General features: G+C 71.5%; 21 protein-coding genes and 1 tRNA gene. 13 read left to right on the top strand and 9 right to left on the bottom strand.

What is annotated here, in order from left to right:
• Positions 1-15 precede the first annotated feature (15 nt).
• Both BDW27_RS13190 and BDW27_RS13185 read right to left on the bottom strand, forming a co-directional pair.
• Positions 16-1,083, bottom strand: coding sequence for a neutral zinc metallopeptidase (locus BDW27_RS13190; RefSeq protein WP_370446489.1), 1,068 nt, complete (start codon positions 1,081-1,083; stop codon positions 16-18).
• Entirely contained in the window at positions 1,080-1,967 is an 888-nt protein-coding gene (locus BDW27_RS13185) for a neutral zinc metallopeptidase (RefSeq protein WP_233515753.1), read from the bottom strand. The genes BDW27_RS13190 and BDW27_RS13185 overlap by 4 nt, the downstream gene beginning before the upstream one ends.
• 213 nt (positions 1,968-2,180) lie before the next feature.
• Here BDW27_RS13185 and BDW27_RS13180 point away from each other — a divergent pair, with 213 nt between their 5' ends.
• Together BDW27_RS13180 and dtd are read left to right on the top strand one after the other, a co-directional pair.
• Positions 2,181-4,031 carry a DUF2207 domain-containing protein gene (locus BDW27_RS13180; RefSeq protein WP_110049494.1) on the top strand — a complete coding sequence of 617 codons (1,851 nt, stop codon included), beginning with the start codon at positions 2,181-2,183 and terminating at the stop codon, positions 4,029-4,031.
• Positions 4,032-4,078: 47 nt separating this feature from the next.
• The gene (dtd, locus tag BDW27_RS13175; RefSeq protein WP_110049493.1) at positions 4,079-4,504 is read left to right on the top strand and encodes a D-aminoacyl-tRNA deacylase; all 426 of its coding nucleotides are present in this window, start codon (positions 4,079-4,081) and stop codon (positions 4,502-4,504) included.
• Between the two features lie 12 nt (positions 4,505-4,516).
• Here dtd and BDW27_RS13170 read toward each other — a convergent pair whose 3' ends face one another.
• Positions 4,517-5,155 (bottom strand): pyridoxamine 5'-phosphate oxidase family protein, encoded by a 639-nt coding sequence (locus BDW27_RS13170; protein WP_110049492.1) that lies wholly within the window; start codon positions 5,153-5,155, stop codon positions 4,517-4,519.
• Between the two features lie 67 nt (positions 5,156-5,222).
• On the opposite strand from BDW27_RS13170, the gene BDW27_RS13165 reads away from it, so the two are divergent.
• Entirely contained in the window at positions 5,223-6,698 is a 1,476-nt protein-coding gene (locus tag BDW27_RS13165) for a PLP-dependent aminotransferase family protein (protein ID WP_110049491.1), read from the top strand.
• A 236-nt stretch (positions 6,699-6,934) separates the two neighbouring features.
• Here BDW27_RS13165 and BDW27_RS13160 read toward each other — a convergent pair whose 3' ends face one another.
• Both BDW27_RS13160 and BDW27_RS13155 read right to left on the bottom strand, forming a co-directional pair.
• Positions 6,935-7,633 carry a response regulator transcription factor gene (locus BDW27_RS13160; RefSeq protein WP_017544158.1) on the bottom strand — a complete coding sequence of 233 codons (699 nt, stop codon included), beginning with the start codon at positions 7,631-7,633 and terminating at the stop codon, positions 6,935-6,937.
• Positions 7,630-8,823 carry a cell wall metabolism sensor histidine kinase WalK gene (locus BDW27_RS13155; protein WP_017544157.1) on the bottom strand — a complete coding sequence of 398 codons (1,194 nt, stop codon included), beginning with the start codon at positions 8,821-8,823 and terminating at the stop codon, positions 7,630-7,632. The genes BDW27_RS13160 and BDW27_RS13155 overlap by 4 nt, the downstream gene beginning before the upstream one ends.
• Positions 8,824-8,947: 124 nt before the next feature.
• Between BDW27_RS13155 and phoU the strand changes: the two genes are divergently transcribed.
• From phoU to ispF, 3 genes are all read left to right on the top strand, one after another.
• Positions 8,948-9,610 carry a phosphate signaling complex protein PhoU gene (gene phoU / locus BDW27_RS13150; RefSeq protein ID WP_026129183.1) on the top strand — a complete coding sequence of 221 codons (663 nt, stop codon included), beginning with the start codon at positions 8,948-8,950 and terminating at the stop codon, positions 9,608-9,610.
• A 354-nt stretch (positions 9,611-9,964) separates the two neighbouring features.
• On the top strand, positions 9,965-10,447 hold the full coding sequence (locus BDW27_RS13145; RefSeq protein WP_026129182.1) for a CarD family transcriptional regulator: 483 nt from the start codon (positions 9,965-9,967) through the stop codon (positions 10,445-10,447).
• A gap of 31 nt (positions 10,448-10,478) precedes the next feature.
• Positions 10,479-10,949: a 2-C-methyl-D-erythritol 2,4-cyclodiphosphate synthase gene (ispF, locus tag BDW27_RS13140; protein ID WP_193374227.1), complete on the top strand. Its 471-nt coding sequence runs from the start codon at positions 10,479-10,481 to the stop codon at positions 10,947-10,949.
• Positions 10,950-11,597: 648 nt separating this feature from the next.
• Here the strand turns inward: ispF and BDW27_RS27255 are convergent.
• Entirely contained in the window at positions 11,598-13,448 is a 1,851-nt protein-coding gene (locus BDW27_RS27255) for a DUF2637 domain-containing protein (RefSeq protein ID WP_158543581.1), read from the bottom strand.
• Positions 13,449-13,862: 414 nt separating this feature from the next.
• Between BDW27_RS27255 and cysS the strand changes: the two genes are divergently transcribed.
• The 6 genes from cysS (at position 13,863) to BDW27_RS13105 (ending at position 19,319) form a co-directional block, all read left to right on the top strand.
• Positions 13,863-15,266, top strand: a complete 1,404-nt coding sequence (cysS, locus tag BDW27_RS13130; protein ID WP_110049489.1) for a cysteine--tRNA ligase — start codon at positions 13,863-13,865, stop codon at positions 15,264-15,266.
• Between the two features lie 130 nt (positions 15,267-15,396).
• Positions 15,397-16,371, top strand: a complete 975-nt coding sequence (gene rlmB, locus BDW27_RS13125) for a 23S rRNA (guanosine(2251)-2'-O)-methyltransferase RlmB (RefSeq protein WP_017544152.1) — start codon at positions 15,397-15,399, stop codon at positions 16,369-16,371.
• A gap of 83 nt (positions 16,372-16,454) precedes the next feature.
• A tRNA-Thr gene (locus BDW27_RS13120) sits at positions 16,455-16,527 on the top strand.
• Positions 16,528-16,628: 101 nt separating this feature from the next.
• Positions 16,629-16,916: a hypothetical protein gene (locus tag BDW27_RS13115; RefSeq protein WP_110049488.1), complete on the top strand. Its 288-nt coding sequence runs from the start codon at positions 16,629-16,631 to the stop codon at positions 16,914-16,916.
• Between the two features lie 89 nt (positions 16,917-17,005).
• The gene (locus tag BDW27_RS13110) at positions 17,006-18,562 is read left to right on the top strand and encodes an alpha/beta hydrolase (RefSeq protein ID WP_110049487.1); all 1,557 of its coding nucleotides are present in this window, start codon (positions 17,006-17,008) and stop codon (positions 18,560-18,562) included.
• Between the two features lie 31 nt (positions 18,563-18,593).
• On the top strand, positions 18,594-19,319 hold the full coding sequence (locus tag BDW27_RS13105; RefSeq protein ID WP_110049486.1) for a MerR family transcriptional regulator: 726 nt from the start codon (positions 18,594-18,596) through the stop codon (positions 19,317-19,319).
• A 31-nt stretch (positions 19,320-19,350) separates the two neighbouring features.
• On the opposite strand, the gene BDW27_RS13100 is transcribed toward BDW27_RS13105, so the two are convergent.
• Both BDW27_RS13100 and BDW27_RS13095 read right to left on the bottom strand, forming a co-directional pair.
• On the bottom strand, positions 19,351-22,341 hold the full coding sequence (locus BDW27_RS13100; RefSeq protein WP_110049485.1) for a family 16 glycoside hydrolase: 2,991 nt from the start codon (positions 22,339-22,341) through the stop codon (positions 19,351-19,353).
• A gap of 247 nt (positions 22,342-22,588) precedes the next feature.
• Complete coding sequence (locus tag BDW27_RS13095) at positions 22,589-23,356, bottom strand: cupin domain-containing protein (RefSeq protein WP_199560642.1); 768 nt, start codon at positions 23,354-23,356, stop codon at positions 22,589-22,591.
• 216 nt (positions 23,357-23,572) lie between these two features.
• Between BDW27_RS13095 and BDW27_RS13090 the strand changes: the two genes are divergently transcribed.
• Positions 23,573-24,619 carry a LacI family DNA-binding transcriptional regulator gene (locus BDW27_RS13090; RefSeq protein WP_110049484.1) on the top strand — a complete coding sequence of 349 codons (1,047 nt, stop codon included), beginning with the start codon at positions 23,573-23,575 and terminating at the stop codon, positions 24,617-24,619.
• Positions 24,620-24,962: 343 nt separating this feature from the next.
• Here the strand turns inward: BDW27_RS13090 and BDW27_RS13085 are convergent, their stop codons facing one another.
• Complete coding sequence (locus BDW27_RS13085) at positions 24,963-26,012, bottom strand: LacI family DNA-binding transcriptional regulator (RefSeq protein WP_233515743.1); 1,050 nt, start codon at positions 26,010-26,012, stop codon at positions 24,963-24,965.
• Positions 26,013-26,051: the final 39 nt, after the last annotated feature.

Genomic DNA, 26,051 nt, shown 5'->3' with positions numbered 1-26,051 from the left:
CCCGGACCGAGGACGCTACTTGACCATTCCCTCGTCACTCACGTCCCAGGTGTTGCAGGCGCCCGCCGACTGCTCGGTCCAGCCGGTGCGCGTCCACCACACGCTGTTGTCCGAGGAGCCGTGCGTGCGATCCGACTCGGGACCGTCGGGACGGTCGGCGGTGGCCGAGGCGTCGTCCAGAAGGGTGGACAGGTCGTCCTCGGTGAGCGGGTAGCTCACCCGGATCGACCCCAGGAAGGCCGCCGAGAGGCAGTTGGCCTGGAGTTCGCTTCGGCGCGTCCAGGAGTTGCGGCCCGCGTCGTCCACCTCCAGCTGCCGCTGCTCGTGGTAGTACTCCAGGAGCCCGGACTCGCCCTGCACGTGGTGCCCGTACTCGTGGGCCAGCAGGGACGCGTAGACCACGCTGTCATCCGAGCCGTTCCACTTCTCCACCACGTCCGAGGTGCCGATGTAGATCGCGCCGCTGGCCCGGCAGTAGAAGGCGCCCGCCGGAGACGGGTAGGAACGGCACGGGCTCACCCCGGGCTCCTCCCAGAACACCCGGTCCGGCGGGGCGAACGGGATGCCCGCCCGGTCGAACTGGGTCTTCCACACGTCGTCCAGGCAGTCGGCGACCAGGTGCAGGAACCGCTCCATGGAGCCGGGGTCGTCGACGTCGAGCTCGGGCACCGGGCAGGGCAGCGGGCTCAGCCGACCGGTGTCGTAGATCGGGTTGGCGACCAGCGCGCTGTGGCCGGTCGGCCGGTCCGGGAGGGTGCGACCGGGCAGCCCCAGGTGACCGGTGGGCGCGTCGGCGGACGGGCTCGGAGTCTGGCCGGGCTTGTCGTCGCCCGCGCCCTCCGCCCGCTCGGAGACCGTGTCCATGGCGGAGCCGTCCTCGTTGACGCTGGTCCAGGAGAGCAACGACAGCGCGAGCAGGGCCACCAGGAGCCCGCACACCGCGCTGAACACCCTGCGGTTGACCCGGTGGGCCCTGCGCGAGTGCTCCAGCCGGGTGAGCGTCGCGGGCAGGGGGGTACCGGAACCGTCGGGGCCGGGTCCGCCGGGCTCGTCGGAGCCGACCGGACCGTGGTCACCGCTCACCGCACCAGCTCCTCGCGGGCTTCCCAGGTGTTGCAGGCCGCCGGGTCGAGACGGTCCAGACCGTGCGCGGTCCACAGACGACCGTTCTCCACCGATCCGTGCGTGCTCGTGCCCGCGTGGTCGGAGCGGAGCCCGACGGAGTCGAGGATATTGGCCCTCTCCGACTTCCCGTAACCGAGGGACTCCTCAGCGGAGCCGACGAACACCCCGCCCAGGCAGTTGGCCTGGAGCTCGTTGCGCCGGGTGAGCTCGTCCGCGGTCTCCTCGTCGGCGTTGGCCCGCAGGGAGCGGAACTCGGCGAGGATCATCGACTGCCCCTGCACGTGGTGCCCGTACTCGTGGCTGAGCAGGAACGTGTACGCCTCGGCCTCGTCACTGCCCGCCGAGGCCGCCACGATGTCCTCCACCCCCAGGTAGAGGCCCTGGTTGGCCTGACAATAGAAGGCCGCCGTGCCCTCCTTCGGGAAGGGGCCGCACGGGCTGTTCCCCGCCGCGTACCAGTACACGCGGTTCGGGGAGGAGAACGGGATGCCCGCCTCCTCGAAGTACGCGCCCCAGGCCGAGTCCAGGCAGTCGGCGATCGAGTGCACGAAGGTCTCCACCGACTTCGGGTCGTCGGCGTCCATCTGCGGTGGCCGACAGGTGACCTCGCCCAGCTCGCCGTTGGCGTACAGCGGGTTCTGCCCCAGCGGGTCCTCGATCGCCGCCGTGGTGGTCTCCGAGGACGAGACGGACTCGGCCGAGAGCACCTGGGTGGCGTCCGGCCCGATGGGCTCGCCCCACGCCGGTTGCGCGCTCGGCAACAGTGCCGAGAACGCGAGGAAGCCGGTGAACCCCACGGCGGCCAGCCCCGTGCCCAGGGACAGCGAGACGCCCAGCCCCATGCGCTGGAGGAACCCGGGGCGCTCCGCCCACGGGTCGGACTCGGGCCGGTTTCGTCGACGGGTCAGCACGCGTCCGAACCCCCGTTCCGCACGGGAGGCCCGGCCACGCCGGAGCTACTGTCGACGGAGCCACCGGCGGGGGGCCGGTACGCGACGCCGGGGAGGGCGCCCGATGGGTACGGTCCGCTCACGGACCGGATAAGCTCTCGCGTCATGTGGTGGGTCGGCTCCTGGCGCCCGGCCGTCGCGTTGGCGACGGCCCTGCTCGTGTACTCCTCGCTGTTCGTGGTGGTCGCCGTGGGGTGGCCGGGAGGGGAGGCGCACGCGGTGACGGCGACCGCACCGGCAACCACAGTACCGGGGCACGAACCGGCGGTCATCGCCCGACGTTCCGCCACGGACACGGACATCACCAACGACATCCGCCTCGAACTGGACCAACGGGGCACCCTCCACGGCGAGGAGTCCATCAGGTTCGAGGGCCCGGCCCCGGAGACCTTCACCCGGGCCCTCACCGCCACGATGCTCTACGACACCGACCACGACCGCCGGTTCGAGATCAACGGGGTCTCGGCGGTCGACTCCGGCGGCTCCACCCTCCAGGTGGAGACCGAGGAGACCGACGGCGCCCTCCTCGTGCGCATCCCCACCGAGGGCACCCGCGGGGTGCGGCTCAGCTACCGGGTGAGCGGCACCGTCGGCGAGGTCTCCCAGGGGGTCCAGCTGGAGTGGCGGGCCGTGGGTGCCTACAGCCACGATGTCCGCTCCACCGACGTCACCGTCACCGCGCCGCAGCCCCCCGAGGCGCTGTCCTGCCTTGCGGGCGAGCCCCGCAGCGCCATGTACTGCACCGCCTCGGACATGGGCGGGGACGCGGTCGTCGCGCACTTCCTCCAGGCCGACATGACGCCCAGCGACCGGCTGGACATCGTCGTCAACTACCCGCCCGGAACCGCCGAGGGCGAACCGATCCTGACCCGCCGGTGGTCGCTGGCGTCCGCCTTCCAGGTGACGCCGGGGACCGCGAGCGTGTTCGGTCTCCTCCTGCTGGTCCTGGTCGGCGGGCTGATCGCCCTCATCCGCATCCGGGGCCGCGACGAACGCGCGCTGCACAACGAGGCGGCGGAGGGCGACCACGCCCCCGTGGCCCGCGGTGAACACGGCCGGATGCGCTTCGCCCCGCCCGACGACGTCCACCCGGGCCAGATCGGCACGCTGGTCGACGAGCGCGTGGACATCGCCGACCTCACCGGTACCGTCCTCGACCTGGCCGTACGGGGTCACATCCGGGTCGAGGAGCTGCCCCACGAACACTTCACCTCGGTGGACTGGCGGCTGGTCCGCCTGGACGGTCCTCCCGAGGAGGCCCTGCTCTCCTCCGAGTGGCTCCTGTTGGACGCCCTCTTCGGAGAGCGGCGCTCCGTGCGTCTGTCGGAACTCGGCTCCTCCCGGCACTCCGAGGACTTCCCCGCGCGCGTGGACCGGGTCCGCGAGGAGTTGTACCGCGACATGGTCCGGCTCAAGTGGTTCTCCCGGTCGCCCAGCCGGGTGCGGGGGACCTGGACGACGGTCGGTATGGTGCTCACTGCCTCGGGGGTGGTCCTGACCGGTCTGCTCGCGGTGTTCACCAGCGCGGCCTTCACCGGTCTGGCCGTCATCATCGCCGGGGCCGCCGTCACCGCGGGCGCGCAGTACATGCCGGCCAAGACCAAACTGGGCAGCTCCGTCTACGCGCACACGATGGGCTTCCGCGACTACCTCCTCAGCCAGCGGGCCCAGAGCGCCCCGCCCGGCGAACGCGTGGAGCTGTACTCGCGCTACCTCCCCTACGCGGTGATCTTCGACGACGTCGACCGTTGGGCCAACATCCTCGCCTCCGCCGCGATCGCCGACCTCAGCCCCGAGGAGCTCGACGGCGACGGCCTGCACTGGTACACCGGCCCGCGGGAGTGGCGGATCGAGGACTTCTCGGATTCGATCAGCACGTTCGTGGTCACCCTCACCGGTCTGATCACCAACACCCGCCGTGTGCGCCTGCTCAACCAGCTGCAACGATCGAGGTGACACCGCCCCCGACCAGGGGCGGTCCGGGAAGAGAGCAGGGGAGGACCATGCGCGCTGTCGTGCAGCGGGTGTCGCACGCTTCGGTGACGGTGGAGGGCGAGGTGGTCGGTGAGATCACCCGACCCGGCCTGATGGCCCTGGTGGGGGTCACGCACACCGACACGGAGGACGAGGCCCGGAAAATCGCCAGGAAGCTGTGGACCCTGCGCGTCCTGGAGGACGAGAAGTCCTGCTCCGACGTCCAGGCGCCGCTGCTGGTGGTCAGCCAGTTCACCCTCTACGGCGACGCGCGCAAGGGCCGCCGTCCCACGTGGCAGGCGGCCGCGCCCGGACCGGTCGCGGAGCCCCTGGTGGACGCCGTCGTCAAGGAGCTGCGGGACCAGGGCGCCGAGGTGTCCACGGGGGTGTTCGGCGCCCAGATGTCCGTGGGCCTGACCAACGAGGGGCCCTTCACGGTCATCGTGGAGGTCTGAGGGAGTCCCCGCCTAGCGGGTCACGCGGGCCAGGATGTGGGCCGGGACGGGGAGGTCGTGGGTCAGCGCCGGGTCGGTGACCGGAGGGTCGAACACCGTCCGGACCGGCTGCACACCCGCCCAGACCGGGAGGGCGTAGTCCTCCTCGTCGTCAGCGGGCGGGCCGGTGCGGACCTTCACCGACGCCTCCTCCAGGGAGAGCGCGAGAACCCGGGTGGCCGCCATCTCCTTGGTGTCGGGCTGGCGGGCGGCGTCCCACTGGCCCGGTGCGAGCTGCTCGGTGATCGCCCGCAGCCCGTCCCAGCGCTCCTGTTCGTCGGTGACCACGCGCGGCGTTCCGAAGACCATCGCCGACCGGTGGTTCACCGAGTGGTGGAATCCCGAGCGGGCCAGGACGATCCCGTCCAGCAGGGTGACCGTCACACACATCTCGCCCTCCGTCCGCAGGGACCGGGCTCCGGTCGAGCCGTGCAGGTAGAGGGTGTCGCCGATCCGCCCGTACCCCGTGGGGACCACCCGGGGAGACCCGTCCACGACCACGCCCATGTGGCAGACCAGGCCCTCGTCGAGGAGGTCGTACAGTTCGGTGCGGTCGGTCCTGGTCTTGTGCTTGGCGCGGTTGAGACGAGTGCGTTCGGTCGTGGAGAGCATGCGACTACCGTAGGAAGAAGTGGATATCCCAACCATGGCCACTTCTGGCAGGAAGTGAAAGACCACTTTGTCCCGACGCCTCGCCGAACCACCGGTCCGCCTCGACCGCTCCGACCCCGCACCGCTCACCGCGCAGCTGTCCGGAGCGCTGCGCGAGGCCATGGTCTCCGGTGCGCTCCGGGCCGGTGAACGGCTGCCCTCCAGCCGGGCCCTGGCCGCGCAGCTCGCGGTGAGCCGCACTGTGGTCACCGACGCCTACCAGCAGCTCTACGCCGAGGGGTGGCTCGACGGCCGCCACGGTTCGGGCACCTTCGTGGCGGAGCACGAGCCCCTCCCCGGTCCGCCCGGGCCAACGGAGCCCTCGCGCTCCGCCGAGCCCCCGCGAGGGCGTCCGTCACGGCAGGAGGTACGCCGGGCCGGGGTGGTCGACCTGCGGGCGGGAGCACCCTGGGTCCGCGACCACGACCGTGCCGCCATGCGCCGGGCCTGGCGGCACGCGGCCGAGGTGCCGCCCTCCGACGACCCCGAACCCCAGGGCGAGCCCCGACTCCGCGCCCTGCTGGCCGAACACCTGCGCCGCACCCGGGGCGTGCGGGTGGGGCCCGAGAACGTCCTGGTCACCCGGGGGACCGGCAACGGGCTCGACCTGGTGGGCGCCATGATCGCCATGGGAGGGACCCCTGTGCGGGGCGCGGCCCCCGTAGCCCGCTTCCGCGCCGGAGTGGAGGAACCCGGCTACGGCAAGGCCCGCACCATCCTGGCCGCACGCGGCGCCGAGATCGTCCCCTGCCCCGTCGACCACGACGGCATCCGCCCCGGGGAGCTGACCGACGACCTCGCGCTGGTGTACACCACGCCCGCGCACCAGTACCCGCTGGGCGGCCGTCTGCCCCTGCCCCGCCGCGAACGCCTCCTGGCCTGGGCCCGCCGGACCGGAGCGCTCGTGGTGGAGGACGACTACGACGCCGAGTTCCGCTACGACGTGGCGCCCCTGCCCGCCCTGTACGGGCTCGATCCGGAGCGGGTCGTGCTGCTCGGCACCCTCTCCAAGACCCTCGACCCCGACCTCGGGATCGGCTGGATCGTCGCCGAACCCGACCTGCTCCAACGCCTCACCCGCGTGCGCGCCGAGCTGTCCGACCGCACCAGCGGCCCCGTGCAGGCCGCCACCGCCCTCCTGCTCGAACGCGGGGACCTGGACCGGCACCTGCGCCGGATGCGCCTGGAGTACGCCCGCCGCCGCGCCACGCTCGTGGAACACCTCGGGACGCGGATCGCCGGGGACACCGCCGGACTCCACGTGCTGCTCACCTTGCCCGAGTCGGCGGTCGCTCCGGTGGTCGCGGCGGCGGCCAAGGAGGGGGTCCTGGTGGAGGACACCCGACGCGCCAGCCACGGCGCGCCCAGCGTGCACGGGCTGGTGATCGGCTACGGGTCGGCGGGAGGCGCGGAGCTCCGGCGCGCCTGCGAGGTCCTGGCCCGCGCGGTGGAACGCCACACCGGGGAACCGGCGGCCCTCGGGACGGGTCGTGGGAGGCGCTGAGCCCGCCGACCGGGAGCCGGCGTGACCGAGCGGACGGGCCCGGTGAGGACCCACGGGATCCGCCGGGCACCGTCGGATCCCACAGGGGCGCACCAGCTCGGAGAGGGGGCGGCGGCCCCTGAAACACGAAGGTCCCGGTCCGCGGCGGTACCGCGGCCCGGGACTCGAAGCAAGGCGGGGTCGGGACGGAGAGGGGGGAGGGACCCGGAGGGGGCCTCCCGCATCCGCCAGGAGCCCTACTCGACCTCGACGGTGACCGGCTCGAACTTGTAGCCCAGGCCGCGCACCGTGACGATGTAACGCGGGGTGCTCGGGTCCTCCTCGATCTTCGCGCGCAGGCGCTTGACGTGCACGTCGAGGGTCTTGGTGTCACCGACGTAGTCGGCGCCCCACACGCGGTCGATGAGCTGCATCCGGGTGAGGACCCGCCCGGCGTTGCGCAGCAGCACCTCCAGCAGCTCGAACTCCTTCAGCGGGAGCTGCACGTTGTCGCCGCGCACCGTCACCACGTGCCGCTCCACGTCCATGCGGACGGGACCGGCCTCGAGAGCGGCGGGCAGCACGATCTCGTCCTCGCCCCGTCGGCGCAGCACCGCGCGGATGCGCGCCACCAGCTCGCGGGAGGAGAACGGCTTGGTCACGTAGTCGTCGGCGCCCAGTTCCAGACCGACGACCTTGTCGATCTCGGAGTCCTTGGCGGTGAGCATGATGACGGGGACGTTGGACTTCTGCCGCAGGGTCCGGCACACCTCGGTGCCCGACAGTCCCGGCAGCATGAGGTCCAGCAGCACCAGGTCGGCGCCGGTCCGGTCGAAGGTCTCCAGAGCGACGGTCCCGGTGGGCGCCACCGCGACCTCGAAGCCCTCCTTGCGCAGCATGTACGACAGGGCGTCGCTGTAGGACTCCTCGTCCTCTACTACGAGTACGCGCGTCACTGTGCCGTCTCCTGGTGGTTGTCGTTCCGGGAAGCTTCGAGCTCCCGGCTCTCGGGTCTGGGCAGACGCAGTGTGAACGTCGACCCCGACCCCTCCTTGCTCCACACGGTCACTTCTCCACGGTGGTGGGTCATGATGTGCTTGACGATGGCCAGACCGAGACCGGTACCACCGGTGGCCCGGCTCCGAGCGGCGTCCACACGGTAGAACCGCTCGAAGATTCGCTCCAGGTCCTGCTGGGGGATTCCGATCCCCTGGTCCGCGACGCTGATGTCCACGCTGCTCCGCGAGGTCCCGACGGATACCGCGACCCGCGTGTTCTTCGGACTGTAGGCGACGGCGTTGGCGATGAGGTTGCGCAGGGCGGTCCCCAGCATCGCCTCGTCACCCAGCACCGTCAGCCCCTCGGCTCCGCTGCCGACCAGTTCGATGCCCTTGGCGTCGGCGGGCATCCGCACGGTGTCGATCGCCTCCTCGACGACCGACCCCAGGTCCACCGGGGCGGGTTCGGCGATGGGCTCGGCACCCTGGATCCGGGAGAGCGTGATGAGGTCCTGGATGACGGCCGTGAGCCGGGAGGCCTCGGTCTGCATCCGCCCGGTGAAGCGGCGCACCGCCTCCGGGTCGTCGCTGGCGTCCTGTACGGTCTCCGCCAGGAGTGACAGCGCGCCCACGGGGGTCTTGAGCTCGTGCGAGATGTTGGCCACGAAGTCGCGTCGGACCGCCTCCACCCTGCGGTGCTCGGTCTGGTCCTCGGCCAGGACCAGCACCAGGCCGGTGCCGCCCAGCGGGGCGACCCGCACCGCGAAGGACGTGGCGTCGGGGCCGAACTTGCGGACGGCCACCTCGATGTCGGTCTCCCGGATCACCCCGTCGCGCCGGACCTTGCGGGCCAGGGTGAGGAGTTCGCCTATGACCAGTTCCTCTCCCCGGACGAGGCCGAAGGCCCGGGCGGCGGAGGAGGCGCGCAGCACGCGGTCGCCCGAGTCGAGGACCACCGCGGAGGAGGGGAGCGCGGACAGCACTTCTGCCACCCCCTGCGGGAGGGTGCTGCCGTCGTGCCGTGGTGACGGCGCCTCCTCCCGTGTGGTGCGCGTACGGAAGAGGGGGCTGGCGGCGACGACGCCGATGGCGACGCCCACGACGAGCCCGATGATGCCGACGACCGCGGCGAGAAGTTCCCCTTGCACGATTCGATCGTAAACGTGCGGACTGGGGCTTTACCCGGTCAGGACATGTGACACAACCGAGGTTCTTCCATCGTTCACCAACTCTTGGCCGATTCTTCAAACACAGACTGGGAGCATTGACGACATGCGCGATACCTACCATGAGGACCTAGACAGCCTGAGTGAACGCCTTGTCGAGATGACCAGGCTCGCCAGGCACGCCGTCGCGCGGGCCACCACGGCCTTGCTGGACAGTGACCTGAACGCGGCGCAGGAAGTGATCTCCGGTGACGAGGAACTCAACCGCCTCGACCAGGAGATCGAGGACACCGCCTTCAGCCTGATGGCCCGGCAGCAGCCGGTCGCCTCGGACCTGCGGACCATCATCACCGCCCTCGCGATGCGCGGTGACCTCGAACGGATGGGCGACCACGCCGTCCACCTCGCGAAGATCGCCCGCCGCCGCCACCCCGACTCGGCGATCCCCAAGCCGGTGCGCTCCATCGTCCTGGAGATGGGGCACCAGGCGGAGCTCCTGGTGACCAAGGCCGGCGAGGTGATCACGGAGCGGGACCCCGACACCGCTCTGGAGCTGGACAAGGACGACGACAAGATGGACCGGCTGCGCCGCAAGCTGTTGCAGCGCATCCTCGCTCCGGGCTGGGAGTACGGGGTGGAGGCCACCATGGACGTCACCCTGGTCGGCCGGTTCTACGAACGCTTCGGTGACCACGCGGTGCACGTGGCGGACAACCTGGTCTACATGGTGACGGGCGAGAAGCGTGAGGACTACGAGCCCGAGGCCTGATGACGGGGTTATGACGTGTGGTGCGGTCGGGTCGGCCGGGCCCGGAGATCCGGACGGGTCACGGGTGGGCCGACCCGATCCGAAATCGTGACCTATCTCGCTCCGAGTGCTCGCGGAGGGTGGTCGGGCGGGGGCGAACCCTATCCCGTTCCGGGCCCTCGTCAAGTCGCGCTTCGGCTGGCCAGTGGGGGTAGAGGGCTCTCGGGAGCGCTCCGACCGGGCCGCCGAGACTCCTCGGGTACACTTTGTCAAGGCCTAAAATGTGTGGCCTGACCTGCGTGTTCGCAAACCTAATAGGTACGTTAAGTCACAGATTCGTGGTATCCTTGTGGTAGCGGAAGGGGTACCTGTCACATGGCTTTCAAGGTCGGCGACACTGTTGTCTACCCCCATCATGGGGCTGCTCGTATTGAAGCGATCGAGACTCGCACCATTAAGGGCGAGGACAGAACCTACCTCGTCCTGAGGGTTGACAAAGGCGATCTGACGGTGCGTGTGCCGGCCGCGAACGCCGAGGATGTCGGCGTTCGTGACGTGGTGGGGCAGGAAGGCCTGGACAAGGTCTTCGAGGTGCTGCGCGCACCTCACACCGAAGAGCCCACCAACTGGTCCAGGCGCTACAAGGCGAACCTGGAGAAGTTGGCGTCCGGCGACGTCAACAAGGTCGCCGAGGTCGTTCGGGACCTGTGGCGCCGGGACAAGGAGCGCGGGCTGTCCGCGGGCGAGAAGAGGATGCTGGCCAAGGCCCGGCAGATTCTCGTGAGCGAACTCGCACTCGCGGAAAAGACCAACGAGGACAAGGCGGAAGCCCTCCTCGACGAGGTTCTGACGAACTGATACTCGCGGAATCACGTAATTCATGACGAAAATGCCTCGGGTGGGCGTCGGTACCGACGTCCACCCGTTTTCTCCTGGACGGACACTTTTTCTCGCCGGTTTGGAATGGCCGGGTGAAGATGGTGTCAGCGGCCATTCCGACGGTGATGTCGCCGCCCACGCGGCGTGCGACGCGCTGTTGTCCGCCTGCGGGCTCGGCGACCTCGGATCGAACTACGGCACCTCCGATCCCCGGTGGAAGGGCGCCTCGGGTGCGGCGCTGCTCACCGAGACCGTCGCACGCGTGCACGCGGCCGGATTCGAGATCGGCAACGTGGCCGTCCAGATCATCAGCAACCGACCCAAGTTCGCTCCCCGGCGCGACGAGGCGGAGAAGACCCTCTCCGAGGTCGTGGGTGCGCCGGTGAGCCTGTCGGCCACCACCACCGACGGCCTGGGCCTCACCGGCCGGGGTGAGGGCATCGCCGCCGTCGCCACGGCCGTCTGCGCCCCCAGGGACTGACGCACACGTAAACGAGGGCGGCCCCGCCAGGAGCGGGGCCGCCCTCGTCGTGTTCAGGAGGCTCGGGTGAGTCCGGAGGTCCACCCCCGGGCGCGCGACGACGTCACCGCCTCTTCGGGGCGGGGCGGTGGCCAGGCGGCAGGGGGCTTCTGTCGAGGGGCACCCCGGCGGGCGCCCTCCGGCCTTGCTGCGGAGCGGCCCCGGCCGGTGCGGACGAGCACTGGTGAAGCCCTCCCGGGGCGGCCGGGGGCGGCCCTCCGGGGGTGGGGCGGGCGTCGGGCGTCAGGGGCGTGACCTTCGGCCGATGGGTTCCCCAAAAGGTCCTTTCCCGTTGCTGTGGGGGCGGTATCCGGACGGTGACGCAGTGCCTGGTCAGGGGGCCGAAATCCGTCGTTCACAGGCGGACGGGAATCGGAGCTGGGAGGTTGTCCACAGGTGAGGTGGACCGCCCCTGGCGCACCCCGCCCGGCACGCGTAGCGTCGATAATCGGGGGATCCTCGTCTCTCGCCCGCCTTGTGCCGCCCTCACACGTGTGGGCCCGGCCGGTCCGCCTCCCCGGAGCCGGACGGCCGTCGGCCCCGGAACCGGGGGCTCCGGGGCCGACGGCCCTTGTCCCTGTCCTCAGCGGGGTCAGTGCCCCCGTCGGCTCAGTGGTCCTCCGGCGGCAGCGGCTCGCTGCGGACGCGGCGGGAGGGCGGTCCGGAGGCGAAGTCCGGCATGGGCGGGCGCTTCGGCTTGAGGACCATCGGCCGCTTCTCCACCGGCCTCCGAGAGCGGGGGCCGGAGCGGGGCGCGCGCTCCGTCGCCGGTTCGGGCTCGGCCTGCCGTCGCACCTCCGGTTCGGGCTCCGGCTCTTCGTCGGGCAGAGGCTCGGGCTCAGGAAGCGGCTCGGGCTCCGGCTCCGGTCGGGCCGCGCCGGGCGGTACCGAACCCATCCGGAAGGCGGCGCGCACCGACGGGCCGGTGTCGTGGTCCAGGGCCGGGGTCGAACCCTCCTCGGCGCCGGTCGCGTGTCCGACCAGGGGAGCGGGTTCGGCGGGGCTGTCGTCCTCGGGCGGGGTCCACACCGGAGGCACGTAGTCGGCCAGGTGCGAGGCGGGCGTGTCCTCGGTCGGCGGCTCCCACAGGGGGGAACCGGTGTGGTCGTCCCGGGGATCCGCCTCCGGTTCCTCCGCCGTCACGCCGGGCAGGTCCTCGACCTCCGGCAGGGGACCCGACCCGGTCTCACCCTCGGGCCACAGCTCCACGGTGCTCTGGACCCGGGAAACCTCCGGGGAGCCATCGCTCTCGGAGCCCGTTCCCGGGGCAGGTGCCGTCTCGGCGACCGGCTCCGGTTCGGCGGCGACCGGCTCCGGTTCGGGGATGGCCGGGGCGGGGATCGGAGCCTCCGCCTCGTCCGTGCTGGGGTCGGCCACCGGGGCGTCGTGCTCGAACCCCTCGTCGAAGTGCTCGGAAGGCTCGGCCACGACGTGGTCGGAGCCCACGGCGGGGCCCACGGGGGCCCGGTGAGCGAGGCCCGTGGTGGGGGCCTCGGTGCCCTCGGACTCGGCCTCGGGGGAGGAGGCCTGCGAGGGGACCACCGGCGGATCCGTGGCCGCACGCTTGATCGGGTTGTCGCCGTCGCGGGCCCGGCGCGGAAGCGGCAGCGTGGGCACGGAGGCCTCAGCCGGGTCCTGGGGCTCCTCCACGGCGGCGATCGGTTCGGTCGGGGCGTCCGCGTCGGAGAGCTTGTCGGCGTCGCGATCGTGGCCCACGGAACCGGCCCCGATGACGACCACGTTCGAGCTCTCGCGTTCGGCGCGCTCTCGTTCCTCCCGCTCCGCGCGCTGTTCCTCCTGTTCGCGTTCCTCGCGCTCGGCGCGCTCCTTCGCCTCCTGCTCCGCGCGATCACGGCGCAGAGTGGAGGTGCGGGCGGGCAGCGCGACCGTCTCGGACGCCTCCTCGCCGGACTCCCTCTCGTCCGCGTCGTCGGCGCCCAACCGCAGCAGTCGGGTCTTGAGCGCCTCCGTCCCGTGGTCGTCCCGGACCGGAGCCTCGCCCGGTCTGGGCCGCCCGCGCAGCACGGTCGTGCGGTCGTCGGAGGGGTTGGCCCGCGGGCGTCCGTTGGCGTTGCGTCTGCGGACGTGCGCCCGCACGGTGATCCACAGCAGGAACGCCACCAGCAGGGCGGCCAGCGGGGCGACCGCCACCACCACTTGGACGATCCCCTCGTGGTTCGCCGCGATGCGGTCCACCATGTTGACGCTGTGCAGCACCATGGGCACGGCCGCGGCGAGGATCAGCAGCGGGATGAGGACGACGTCCACCCAGAGGCGCTCGCTCGGCGGCGCCGCGCGCAGGACGTAGCTCACCCAGAAGGCCATGAGGACCAGCAGGGTGAAGGTCAGCGGGAAGACGTGCGCGAGGAAGCCGCCCTCGTCGTGCACGATCAGGGCGAACCGGTAGATGCCGTTGTAGGCGATGACTAGGGCGCACAGGGCGATGACACTGACGAACACGGCGCCACCGACGAGAGCACCGGCTCCCGCGCCGCGACCCGCGGTCCGACCGTTCCGTGTCCCTGTCTCGGGGGCGTTGTTGAAAGGGGCCATCGTCACCGAAGCGTAGTCGAGACGGTGCCGCGAACACGAGATTCCGGCCGATTCCGGCTGCTTCCCGACGCCGGTGCCGAAGGGTGCGGTGTGGCGCGGCGTCGCGGTTGACGGAGCGTGCCGGGCGATCCCCCTCCGGAACGGGGTCGGAACGCCGGGTCGTCCCACATGTGAGCGGGCCCGATACGGCTCGCCCCATATGAGTTCTCCGGGCTGTCCGGAGTGGACCGGACCCCGTCTCGTTCAGGACCCCGTACCGAACCGGTGGTGCTTATGGGTTTGTGATGCCCAGGCCAGGGGAGAACGGATAGTCTTGACAACGTGAGTCTGCGCTTCTATGACACCAGTGCCCGACAGGTCCGAGACTTCACCCCGATCCGCGAGGGGTGTGCCTCCCTGTACCTGTGTGGTGCCACCGTGCAGGCACCCCCCCACATCGGCCACATCCGCTCCGGGGTCAACTTCGACATCCTGCGCCGCTGGCTGATCCACCTCGGCTACCAGGTCACGTTCTGCCGCAACGTCACCGACATCGACGACAAGATCATCCGTGTCGCCGCCGAGGAGGGCGTCCCGTGGTGGCAGGTGAGCGAGCGCAACCAGCGCGCCTTCACCTGGGCCTACGACACCCTGGGCTGCCTGCCGCCCACCGTGGAGCCGCGCGCCACCGGCCACGTGCCGGAGATGATCGAGCTCATGCGCCGCCTCATCGACGCCGGGCACGCCTACGCCGCCGACGACGGATCGGGCGACGTCTACTTCGACGTGCGCTCGCACCCCGCGTACGGGGAGCTGTCCAACCAGCGGCTGGACCAGGTCGTGGAGTCCGCCGACTCCGACCCGGACCGCGACAAACGGGACCCGCGCGACTTCGCCCTGTGGAAGGGCGCCAAGCCGGGCGAGCCCAGCTGGGACACCCCCTGGGGACGCGGCCGTCCCGGCTGGCACCTGGAGTGCTCCGCCATGGCCACCAAGTACATGGGCCCCAGCTTCGACATCCACGGCGGCGGGATCGACCTGATCTTCCCGCACCACGAGAACGAGCAGGCGCAGTCGCGCGCCGCCGGTGACGGCTTCGCCCAGTACTGGCTGCACAACGGCATGCTCGCCATCGGCGGCGAGAAGATGGCCAAGTCCCTGGGCAACTCCATGAGGGTCCCGGACATGGTCCAGAAGGTCCGCCCGGTGGAGCTGCGCTACTACCTCGGCCAGGCTCACTACCGGTCCACCATCGACTACTCCGACACCGCGCTCCAGGAGGCCGCCGCCGCCTACCAGCGGATCGAGGGTTTCCTCACCCGCGCCGTGGAGGTGCTGGGCGCGGTCGCCCCGGCGGCCGACGTCCCGTCCGAGTTCACCGAGGCGCTCAACGACGACCTGGGTGTGTCCCAGGGGTTGGCGATCGTGCACGGCCATGTGCGCGAGGGCAACACGGCGCTCGCCTCCGGTGACAAGGAGCGGGCGCAGGGGCTCGCCGCCGAGCTGCGCACCATGCTCTCGGTGCTCGGCCTGGACCCGCTGAGCGAGCAGTGGTCCGGCGGCGGCGACCAGGGGCTGACCGAGGTCGTGGATGCCCTCGTGGCCGTCGCACTCGAACAGCGCCAGGCCGCGCGCGGACGCAAGGACTTCGCGGCCGCCGACGCCATCCGCGATCAGTTGGCGGAGGCCGGTGTGGTGGTGGAGGACACCCCGCAGGGTCCCCGTTGGGACCTGCGCAGGGGCTGACCGCCGACGCGTGTGGTACCGGGACGGCACTAGGCTGGGAGTTTGCCGCCGCCCCTCGGCGCCGCGGCTACCCCATCGGCCGGAAGAGTTCTTCCGGCATGCCCGCGACACGTAACTGGAGGCGGCGACCATGCCGGCGAAGAAGAGCAAGAAGGGCCCCACGAAGGGCAGCGGCGGCAAGGGTCGGCGTTCCCTGGAGGCCAAGAGCGGCACCCTGCCCGCGGAGCAGCGGCACTGGTATGACGGCAAGCAGCGGAACAAGGCCAACAAGCGCGCCGCGCAGACCGGCGGCCCGGCGGGCTCGGACAGCCCCCGCAAGGAGCGCTCGCCCAACCGGCCGGACAACTCCGACCTGCTGATCGGCCGTAACCCGGTGGTCGAGGCGCTGCGTGCGGGCATGCCCGCCACGCGCCTGTTCCTGGCCAACAGCCTGGACCCCGACGACCGCGTCAACGAGGCCGCCAAGCTCGCGGGCGCCCAGGGCGTCGACGTGGTGGAGGTCAACCGCACCGACCTGGACCGCCGCTGTGAGAGCAACGGCCTGCCCGGCGCCACCCACCAGGGCATCGTCCTCCAGGTCCGTCCGTACCAGTACTGGGCGGCCGAGGGGCTGCTGGACAGGGCGCTGGCCTCGGACACCCCGCCGCTGATCGTCGCCCTGGACGGGGTCACCGACCCGCACAACCTGGGCGCCATCGCGCGTTCGGCCGCGGCCTTCGGCGCGCACGGCCTGCTCATCCCGGAGCGGCGCACGGCCAGCGTGACCATGTCCGCGTGGAAGACCTCCGCGGGAACCCTGGCGAAGCTGCCGGTGGCCCAGGCCACCAACCTGACCCGGGCCCTGGAGACCTACAAGAAGGCGGGTCTGTTCGTCGCCGGTCTGGACGCCGGTGGCGACACCCAGCTGCCCGACCTGGAACTGGCCAACGGCCCGCTGGTGATCGTCGTGGGCTCCGAGGGCAAGGGCCTGTCCCGCCTGGTCCGCGAGGTCTGCGACGTGGTCGCGAGCATCCCGATCAGCGGCGCCGAGTCCCTGAACGCCTCCGTGGCAGCCGGGGTCTCCCTCTACGAGGTCGCCCGCCGTCGCGGAGCCGAGGCCAGCTAGCCCCCGGTGCCGAGTAGGCCACTCGGCGCCGGACCCGGTACCATACAGCTTGGACGTACCGGGGCCAGGCGCCCCGGCGGTCGGCCGACGTAGCTCAATTGGCAGAGCAATCGCCTTGTAAGCGATAGGTTAGGGGTTCAAGTCCCCTCGTCGGCTCTCATGCTTCCTCAAGGCCCGGTCACCCGACCGGGCCTTGAGTCGTTTCCGGGTGGCTCCGGGCTGGAGACGGGCCGTGTCGGCCGAGGAGAATGGCCGCTATGGCCACTTTGCGCATCCGCGTCCGCGACGTCACCCCCGACCAGCACTCCGCGTTGATCCAGCTCCTGCGCGACTCCCTGATCCGGCAGGACCAGATCACCGTCGAGAGCACCGGAAACCCCTCGGGCTCCATGCTCTGGACCACCCTCGTCCTGCTCGCGGGCACCATCGCGATGCTCCTGGCGTGGATCTGGGGCGGCGAGTGGAGATGGGGCGTCACCGCGATCATCCCCGCCCTCATCAGCGTGGTCACCTTCGGCATGTCCGTCTCCAGGGACGGCTCGTGACGGGCCCGGTCGGTTCCCGGGCTTGACCCTGTTCCAGGAACACAGTGTCTGCTTGGCCCCGACGTGCTGGTCGAACCGAAGGGGTGGAAGTGGAACATCGTCGACGAGGCGGAAGGCTGGTCCGGGCCGGAGCCGGACTGCTGGCGCTGACGGGGGTCCTGGCGGGCTGTTCGTCGGAGGAGGCGGAGGGCGGCTCCGGGGCCCTGGAGGCCTTCCACGAGCAGGAACTCAGCTGGGAGGGGTGCGCCGACTACCCGGACACGGCCGGGGAGGCGGCCCTCCTGGAGCTGGCACCGGGCTCCGAGTGCGCCCGCATGGACGTGCCGCTCGACTACGAGGACCCCGAGGGAGAGCTGGCATCGGTGGCGGTGCTGCGGGTGCCCGCCCGGGGGGAGTCCATGGGTTCGCTGGTCTACAACCCCGGCGGTCCGGGTGGTTCCGGTGTCGTGGGTGCGGCCCTGGCCTTCGCGGGGCTGGCGGAGAGCGAGATCACCGAGCGGTTCGACCTCGTCGGGTTCGACCCGCGCGGTGTCGGCGCCACCAGCCCCGCGGTGGACTGTTACACCGACGAGGAGGCCGACACCGGGGTCGTGCCGATGGGGTCGCAGGGCACCACGGTGCGCCTCACCGAGGACGACACCCGGGAGATCATGGAGCGGTGCGCCGAGGGGAGCGGTGGGGTCGAGGTCCTGGAACACCTGGGAACCCGGGACACCGCACGCGACATGGACGTGCTCCGGGCCGTCCTGGGCGAGGAGGAGCTGACCTACTTCGGGCAGAGCTACGGCACCCGGCTGGGGGCCGTCTACGCCGAGCAGTTCCCCGACCGGGTGCGCGCGATGGTGCTCGACGGGGCGATGAGCCCGCTGGAGGGCAGCTTCGACCGGCGGGTCAACGCCTACGCCGGGTTCCAGGGAGCGTTCGACGAGATGGCCGCGACGTGCGCGGCTGAGACGGACTGTCCGCTGGGCACCGATCCCGAGCGGGCGACCGAGCGGTTCCAGGAGATCGTGCGGCCGCTGCGAGAGGAGCCCGTGCCCGCGCTGGACGCCGAGCTGGACTTCGACGGGGCGGTCGGTGGCGTGATCTCCGGACTGTACTCCCCGCAGAGCTGGCCCCGGATCATCGACGGGATCGCCGAGGTCGAGGAGGGGCGGGGTGACACCCTGATGCAGCTCATCTACGACTTCGGCCTGCGCGGGCCCGACGGGCGGTGGCCGAACTCGTTGGAGGCCAACCACGCGATCAACTGCATGGACGAGGAGCGCCTGACCCCCGAGCAGGGCGGTGAGCTGCGGGAGGCGACCTATGCCCAGGCCCCGTTCATGGACCCCGGTGTGGACGTGACGGACGGCGCCCGTGACGGGTGCGAGGCCTGGCCCGTCGAGCCGGAACTCGGGTTCCCCTACGCGGAGGACATCGAGGGGCTGCCCGACACGCTGGTGGTGTCGATCACCGGCGACCCGAGCACCCCGCACGCGGGCGGGATCGAGCTCGCGGACACCCTCGGGAGCGCGCTGCTCACCGTCGAGGGCGAGGGGCACGGGATCGTCTCCCTCGGGTCCAACGAGTGCGTGGACGAGGCCGCCGCCAGGTACCTGATCGACCTGGAGGTGCCCGAGAAGGGGGCGACCTGCACGCTCTGATGCGGTACACCGGAGTGTGAGAGGGGGGTCCATGGGGTGGAGTACGAGTGAGCTGGCCGAGATGGCGGGCACGACGGTGAACACCATCCGCCACTACCACCGGGTCGGCCTGCTCGACCAGCCCGAACGGCGCGGCAACGGATACAAGCAGTACCAGGCACGGCACCTGGCACGGGTCCTCCAGATCCGCCGGTTGCGCGAGATGGGCGTTCCGTTGGCGCGGGTGGACCGGATGGGGGACAGCCCGGCCGACTCCAAGGACGCCCTCCGCGCGCTCGACGCCGAACTCGCCGCCGGGATCGAGCGTCTGCGACGCGCGAGGGAGGAGGTGGCGGCGCTGCTGCGAGAGGGCACGCCCACCGACGTCCCGGCCGGGTTCGAGGGCGTCGCCGAACGGCTGAGCGACGCCGACCGGGCGGTCATCGCGATCTCCAGCCGCTTCTACGACGAGCGCGCGGTGGAGGACCTCCGGGCCATGATCGACGCGGAGCCCACCGACCTCGACCACGAGATGAACACCCTGCCGCCGGACGCGAGCGCGGACACGCGCCAGCGTCTGGCGGAGCGGGTGGCGGTGGTCCTGGAGGAGCACCGGAGGAACCACCCCTGGTTGAGCGACCCGGGTTCGCGGCTGACGATGCCCCGGGCCGTGGTCGAGAAGGCCGCGATGATGTCCGTGGCCGACCTCTACAACGAGGCGCAGCAGGACGTCATGCGCCGGGCCGTCCTCATCCTGGAGGGGGACGACCCGGAGTAGGGGCGGGACGCGTGCGCCCCGCCCCCGTCGGTCAGCCGAGTTCCTTGATCTGCACGTCGCGGAACCACACGTCGGAACCGGTGTGGTGGTTCTGGAGGCCGATACGGCCGGTCAGGTCGCGGTCGGGGTCCGCTCCCTCACTGTCGAAGTCGTTGATCAGCGTCCCGTTGAGGTACACCCGCACCCGGTCGCCCTCGACGACGATCTCGTAGGTGTTCCACTCCCCGGGCGGGTTGAGGGCCTCGTCCCGGGCCTCGATGTCGGCGCCCTGGAAGTTGTAGATGGCGCCGGTGGTGAGGTGGGGCTCGTCGGTGGCGTCGATCTGCACCTCGAAGCCCCGGTTGCGGGCGGCGGGGTCGCCCTGCGGGTCGTTGACACCGAGGTGGACGCCCGAGTTGTCGTCCCCGCCCATCTTCCAGTCCAGGGTCAGGCTGTAGTCGGTGAACTCCTCCGGATAGCTGGTGAAGCCCAGACCGCCGATGGAGCGCATCGTGCAGTCGCCCTGGGAGACGAAGTCGCCGGGGCCGGCCATCTCCCAGTCGGCCAGGCTCTCGGGGGTGCCGTCGAACAGCATCCGGTAGCCCTCGTCGGGTCCGGCCGGGGTGCAGGGCTCGTGCTGGACGCGCAGGTGGTCCCAGTTCACGTGCCGGTCGTCGTCCTCACCGGCGGTGACCGTGACGGTGTTGTTGCCCTCCTGGAGGTCGAGCTGCTCGACGTGGTCGGCCCAGACCTGCCAGACCTCGGTGGTCTCGACGGTGATCTGTCCCAGGTCCTCGCCGTTGACGTCCAGTGAGATGGTCTTGGGCCCGACGAACGGGTTGGGGCCGCTGGAGTAGCGGAAGGTCACCGGGTACGTTCCGGCCTCGTCGACGTCGACGTCCCAGGTCAGGGAGGCGCCGATGTTACTGAACCCGTCCACGAACCCCTCACCGGTGTGGTGCGGGTGCTCGTTGGCGATGCCCGCGCCGCCGCGCAGCGTGCCGTCCTCGGCCTCGTACATGCCGATCTCGTTGGGCGGAGCCTCGTAGCCGGGGATGTTGTGGACGGTGTACCAGGCCTCGGTGCTCCACAGTTCGGTGCCGTCGGCGGACTCGAAGGGGCGGGGCGAGCGGACGTGTACCACGCGGTCCTCGCGCAGGCCGCCGATGTCCAGGCTGACCGTGTGCCCGTCGTCGGAGACCGAGGCGCCGGTGACGGGCAGGGTCTCCTGGTTGCGCTTGGGGCCGCCGTACTGCGAGGTCGGGTTGTACGACCACTGGGCCACGTCGTAGCGCTCCGCGGCGTTGGCGGCCACGTCGTCGGAGACCGGCTTGGTGTAGGTGATGTCGAACCCGGTCCCGGTGACCTCCATGGACAGGATGTCCATGGCGTCCTCGGAGGTGGGGGTCAGCTTCTGGAGGCCGTAGGGGAGCTTGCCGGGCTGCTCCCAGTTGCCGCCGCCACCGATGCCGCCGACGTAGAAGTCGCCGTCCGGGCCGAGCGCCAGGCGGCTGACCCCGGACTCCAGTCCCTGGGTCATCCGGAACACCGCGCCCTGCTTCCGGCCGTCGACCTCCTCCAGGAAGGCCCGCTGGATTCCGCCGTAGGTGACGTCGCCGAACACCATCTGCCCCTCGAACACCCCGGACTCCACCAGGACCGGGTTGGTGGGCGAGTTGGAGATCTCGTTGTGCGGGAGCCACAGGACGGGCTGCGTGACCGGCTGGTCGTCGAAGGGCCCGGCCGGGGTCGTGTAGTGGTTGTAGAACGCGCCCTCCTCGATCTCGACGATCTTGGAGGCGGGCAGCCAGTCGCCCTGGTTGTCGGAGACGAGGATCTCCCCTTCGGCGCCCCACCCGATGCCGTTGGGGGTGCGCAGGCCACCGGCGACGTACTCGACCTCGCCGGTCTCCTTGTCCACCCTGATCGAGGTGCCCCGGTTCTCCACGTGCTGGGGGATCGTGGTCCTGCCGCCGGGGGTGATGGCCACCGACAGGTTCAGGTAGTAGTTCTCGTCGTCGGCCAGGAGCCCGAAGCCGAACTCGTGGTACGTGCCGCCGCTCGGCCAGGTGGCGATCTGCTCGGTGTCCTCGTAGACGCCGTCGCCGTCGGCGTCGACCAACCGGCTGAGCTGGTGCTTCTCCGCGACGATGACCTCGCCGTCCTCCACCAGCACGCCCTGGGGTTCGTTCATGTCGGTCGCGACAACCCGCGTGGTGATGTCCTCGGGGTCGGCGTCCTCACCGACGGTCCCCTCGACGATCTCCACGGCGCCGTCGAAGCTCTCCCGGCCGGCCCAGGTGGTGATGACCATCCGGCCGTCCTCGAACCAGTCCATGCCGGTGACGGTGGGTTCGAAGCCCTCCGGCCGCAGGTCGGTCACGGTGTAGTTCGGGTGCACTCCGGCGAGCGGGGCGCCGTCGCCGGGGCTCATGTCGGCGTCCGAACACACCTTCACTCCGGGCGAGGTCACCCGGGTCACGTCGGAGTCGGTGGTGAGCACGTCCTCGGGGACGAGCGCGAAGCCGTCCTGACCGGGCGGGCTCCACTCCAGCCGCAGCGCCTTGTCGAAGGCCCCTTGGAAGTAGTCGATGCGCAGGGCGTGCGCGCCCTCGGTGAGTTCGGCCGTTCCGTCGACGGCGGTCGGCGGCTGGCGCTGGTCGTTCTCGATGATCTCCTCGCCGTCGAGGTACAGGCGCGAACCGTCGTCGCTGATCAGGCGGAAGTCGTAGGTCCCGTCCTCGGGGACGTGCAGGTTCCCGATCACGTGCGCCATGAAGTTGTTGGCGATGCCGCCGAACTCCTCCGTGGTCTCGTAGTCGACGGTCTCGCGCAGGACGTCGACGTTGGGGGTCTGCCCCTCGACCAGGGTGCAGATCTGTTCGGGCTCGAAGCCGACGTCGAAGACCCGGAGGGTGACCCCGGGCTCCTGCGGAGGTAGGTCGGAGGGGAAGGCCAGCGCCGGGGCGGCTGGGAGGAAGGCCCCGGCGACCAGGGCGAACCCCAGGGTCGTCGCCAGGGAGCGGCGTGGTCTCAGGAACATGAACAGACTCCCTCGTGCGGGTCGGGTGAGTGCTGAACTCGGTGTGGCCGCGGGCGGAGGAGGGCCCTCGGGCACGGCGGGGCAGGGCGAAGTGCGCGGGCAAGGGCGCGCCTGCCGGACGGTCGGGGGATGACGGGAGGGGGTGCCCGGGGCTGGGGGCGGAGGCGGCTGCTGGGGGGTGAGTGCTGGTGCTCGGGAGGGCTGGAACGAGGGCGGGGGATGACCGGCGTCCCGGTCATCCCCCGCCTCACTCGGCCCTTTCGGTTCTCTCGTACTTGTCGAGCCGCCCGCACATGCCCCAGGCCGGGGAGGCTCCGCCCCGGTGGACCGACGCGGACGCCAGGTGGGAGGTGTCTCCCTCGGCCAGGGCGTCGAGGTGGGCGGCGGTGCGGGCCACCTCGGCGGCCGGTCCGAGCTCGAACCTGGCCCGCCAGGCGGGCAGGTGGCCGGAGACCAGGCGCAGGGCGGCGGCGTGCAGTTCGGTCAGCGCGGAGGTGTCGCCCGACTCCAGGCGGTTCCGCAGTTCGGTGAAGCCGGAGACGGCGAGTTCGCGCCTCTCACGGGCCGAGCCCTCGGGGTCGGCGGGGTCGAGGGCGGCCGCCCTCGCGTAGGCGGCCGGGTCGGCCAGGACGTCGGAGGGGAACGTGAGGACGGCGTCGCCTGCCTCGGGCAGGCCCGCGTTCTGCATGAGGACGATCATGCGCAGGCCGTCATGGTTGACGAGGCGGTGCACGGTTCCGGGGGTGAACCAGAGGAGGTCGCCCTCGGTGAGGGGAGTGGAGGAGAAACCCTCCGGGGTGAGGGTCTGCACGGCGCCCGAACCGCCGGTCACCGCGTACGCCTCGGTGCAGGCCAGGTGGAGGTGCGGAGTGCCGCCGCAGAGGCCGTCGGACTCCGGGGCGGCGGGCCAGTCGTAGACGCGCAGCCGGGACAGCCCGATCCCTCCGGGCAGCGCGGGCGGCCCCTGGGCCGGTGCCGGGGCGTCAGGGCTGGTCGGCTGGGGGTGCTGGCTCAACGCGGCTCCCTGATCGCGTGGGGGAAAGCGCTTTCTATTCGGAGAAAGTACGTTCGGTCCCCGACCGCTGTCAAGGAGTCCTGAGGCGGTCGTTCGCGCCGGATCCCCGCCTGCGCCGGGCGTGGAAGTTCGCCATACTGCTGGGAGGGCCTCCCCGTACGCCGCTGGTGGCAGCGGCGGGGACGGGAGGCGCCGGAACGGGGGACCAGGGCGGAGATGGCGACCACACTCGCCGACGTGGCGCGGCGGGCCGGGGTGTCACCGGCGACGGTGTCCAGGGTCCTCAACGGCAACTACCCCGTGGCGCGGGCCACCGCGGAACGGGTCCACCGGGCCGTCGCGGAGCTGGACTACGTGGTCAACGGCCACGCCCGCGCCCTGGCGGCGTCCAGCTCCGACCTCATCGGCGTGCTGGTACACGACGTCGCCGACCCGTTCTTCGGGGTCATCGCCAGCGGAATCCAGGACGCCATGGCCGAGGGCGACGTCCTGGCGGTCGTGTGCAACACGGGCAGCTCCGCCGAACGCGAGCTGCGCTACCTCAGGCTCCTGCGCAGGCAGCGGGCCCGGGCCGTGGTGCTCACCGGCGGATCGGTGAACGGCCCCGGCCACCGCGACGCCCTCGTCGACCAGATCGCCGAGTTCACGGCCACCGGATCGCGCGTCGTCCTGTGCGGCCGCCCGCCCCTGACCGGCCACGACGGTGGACCGCTGCCGGGGGTGGTCGCGGTGGACTTCGACAACCGGGAGGGCTCCCGAGGGCTCACCGCGCACCTGGTCTCGCTGGGGCACCGGAGCATCGGCTACCTCACCGGACCGGAGCACCGCACGACCTCGCGGCTGAGGCTGGACGGGCACCTCCGGGCCCTGGCGGACGCGGGCCTGCCGGCGGGGGACTGCCCGGTGGCGTCCAGCGACTTCGACCGCGAGTCCGGTCGGGCCGGGGTGGCGGAACTCCTGCGCCGGGCCCCCGGGCTCACGGCGGTGGTCGCGGGCAACGACAACGCCGCGCTGGGCGCCCTCGCCGAACTCCGCTCACGCGGGCTGGACGTGCCAGGGGACGTTTCGGTGGCCGGGTTCGACGACCTCCCGTTCAGCCTGGACGCCGTCCCGGCGCTCACCACCGTGCGCATACCGCTGGCGGACGCGGGCCGCACCAGCGGGATGCTCGCGGTCGGCTCCCGGGAGGACCCGCCCGGCGGGGTCCTGACCGTGCGCACCGAGTTGGTCGTCCGTGACTCGACCGGCCCGGTCCCCGGATGACGCCTCCCCGAGGTGGCCCCATGTGGACCGGGGCGAGGCCCCATGTGACCGGGGGAGTGGCCTCGTCCGCGAACGGTCGCACGCCCCCGGTCAGGGTCACTGGACCGGGGAGGGTTCCTGGTCGCGCGTCGTGGGGCCCCGCAGGACACCCTGGGCTCCCGGACCCCTGTGCTCCCCGGCTTCACTTCGCGGGTGGGAGCGAGGGCCGCGCATGATCACCTCACCGGGGGCATGGGCGTCCTCGGTGGGCGGGGAGTCGGGTCCAGGCGGTCGGTTGCCTGGCGTGGTGGGTCCGCAGGACGCCCGGACCCCGGGTCTCCCCGACGCCCTGGACACCTCGGGCTCACCTCGCGAGCGGCGGGCAGGAGTCGCGCATGATCACCTCACCGGGCACGCAGACGTCCTCGGTGAGCGGGGCGGTCGGGTCCAGGGCGAGGTCGGCGGCCTGGCGTCCTATGGCGGCGAGCGGGAACCGCACCGTCGTGAGCTGGGGGGTGACGTCCGCGGCGGTCTCGATGTCGTTGAACCCGGTGACGGCGACGTCGCGGCCGGGCTGGATCCCGTTGTCGCGCAGGGCGGTCATCGCGCCTACCGCCATGAAGTCGTTGCCCGCGCACAACACGTCGACGTCCCTGATCCCGCCGGAACGGATGAGCCGGAGGGTGGCCCGGTAGCCGCCGGAACGGTCGAAGGAGTCGCTCTCGACCACGGAGATCCCGCCGCCACGGGTCGCGAGACCCTGGCGCAAACCTTCCGTCCGCTCCGCCACGGTCTCCAGCGACCCCGAGCCCGTCACCATCGCGGCGCGGCGGTACCCGATCCGGGCGATCTCCGTGCCGAGCTCCCTGGCCCCGGAGGTGTTGGCCGGGTGCACGGCGCCGAGGCCGCCCACCGACTGACTCAGGAAGAGGGTCCGGCCGCCGCTGTCCGCGAACCCCCGCAGCTCGGCGAGGAGCGCGTCGGTGTGGGGGTTGTCCGAGATGCGGCTGCCGCCCACGAGGATCGCGCGCGGGCGCTGCCCCCGGAGCGTGCGCACCGAGGTGAGCTCCCGCTCGCTGTCGCGCGCGGTGATCGCGATGGTCACGATCACGCCGTGGGAGTGGGCGGAGTCGGCGACCCCGGCGGCCAGGGCGGAGAAGTAGGGGTCGTCGATGCTGCTGACGAGCAGCGCCAGGACCGGGGAGCTGCCCCGGGCCATGGCCTGCGCGGACAGGTCCGTCCGGTAGTCGAGTTCGCTCGCGGCGCGCAGGACCCGCTCGCGGTGTTCGCGGCCGACCTTGCGGTCGCTGTCGTTGAGTACCCGGGAGGCCGTCGCCAGGGACACCCCGGCCCGTGCGGCCACGTCCGTGAGGGTCGGGTTTCCGCTGGATGCCCTGGTCCTCGTCTTGCGCATTTTCCGTCCCGTCCCTCGTGGGGGCATTGACACCCCACC

Source organism: Nocardiopsis sp. L17-MgMaSL7, assembly GCF_003182025.1.
Lineage (GTDB): Bacteria > Actinomycetota > Actinomycetes > Streptosporangiales > Streptosporangiaceae > Nocardiopsis > Nocardiopsis prasina.
Note: the sequence above shows the minus strand (reverse complement) of the source record. Positions and strands in the feature narration are given on the sequence as shown.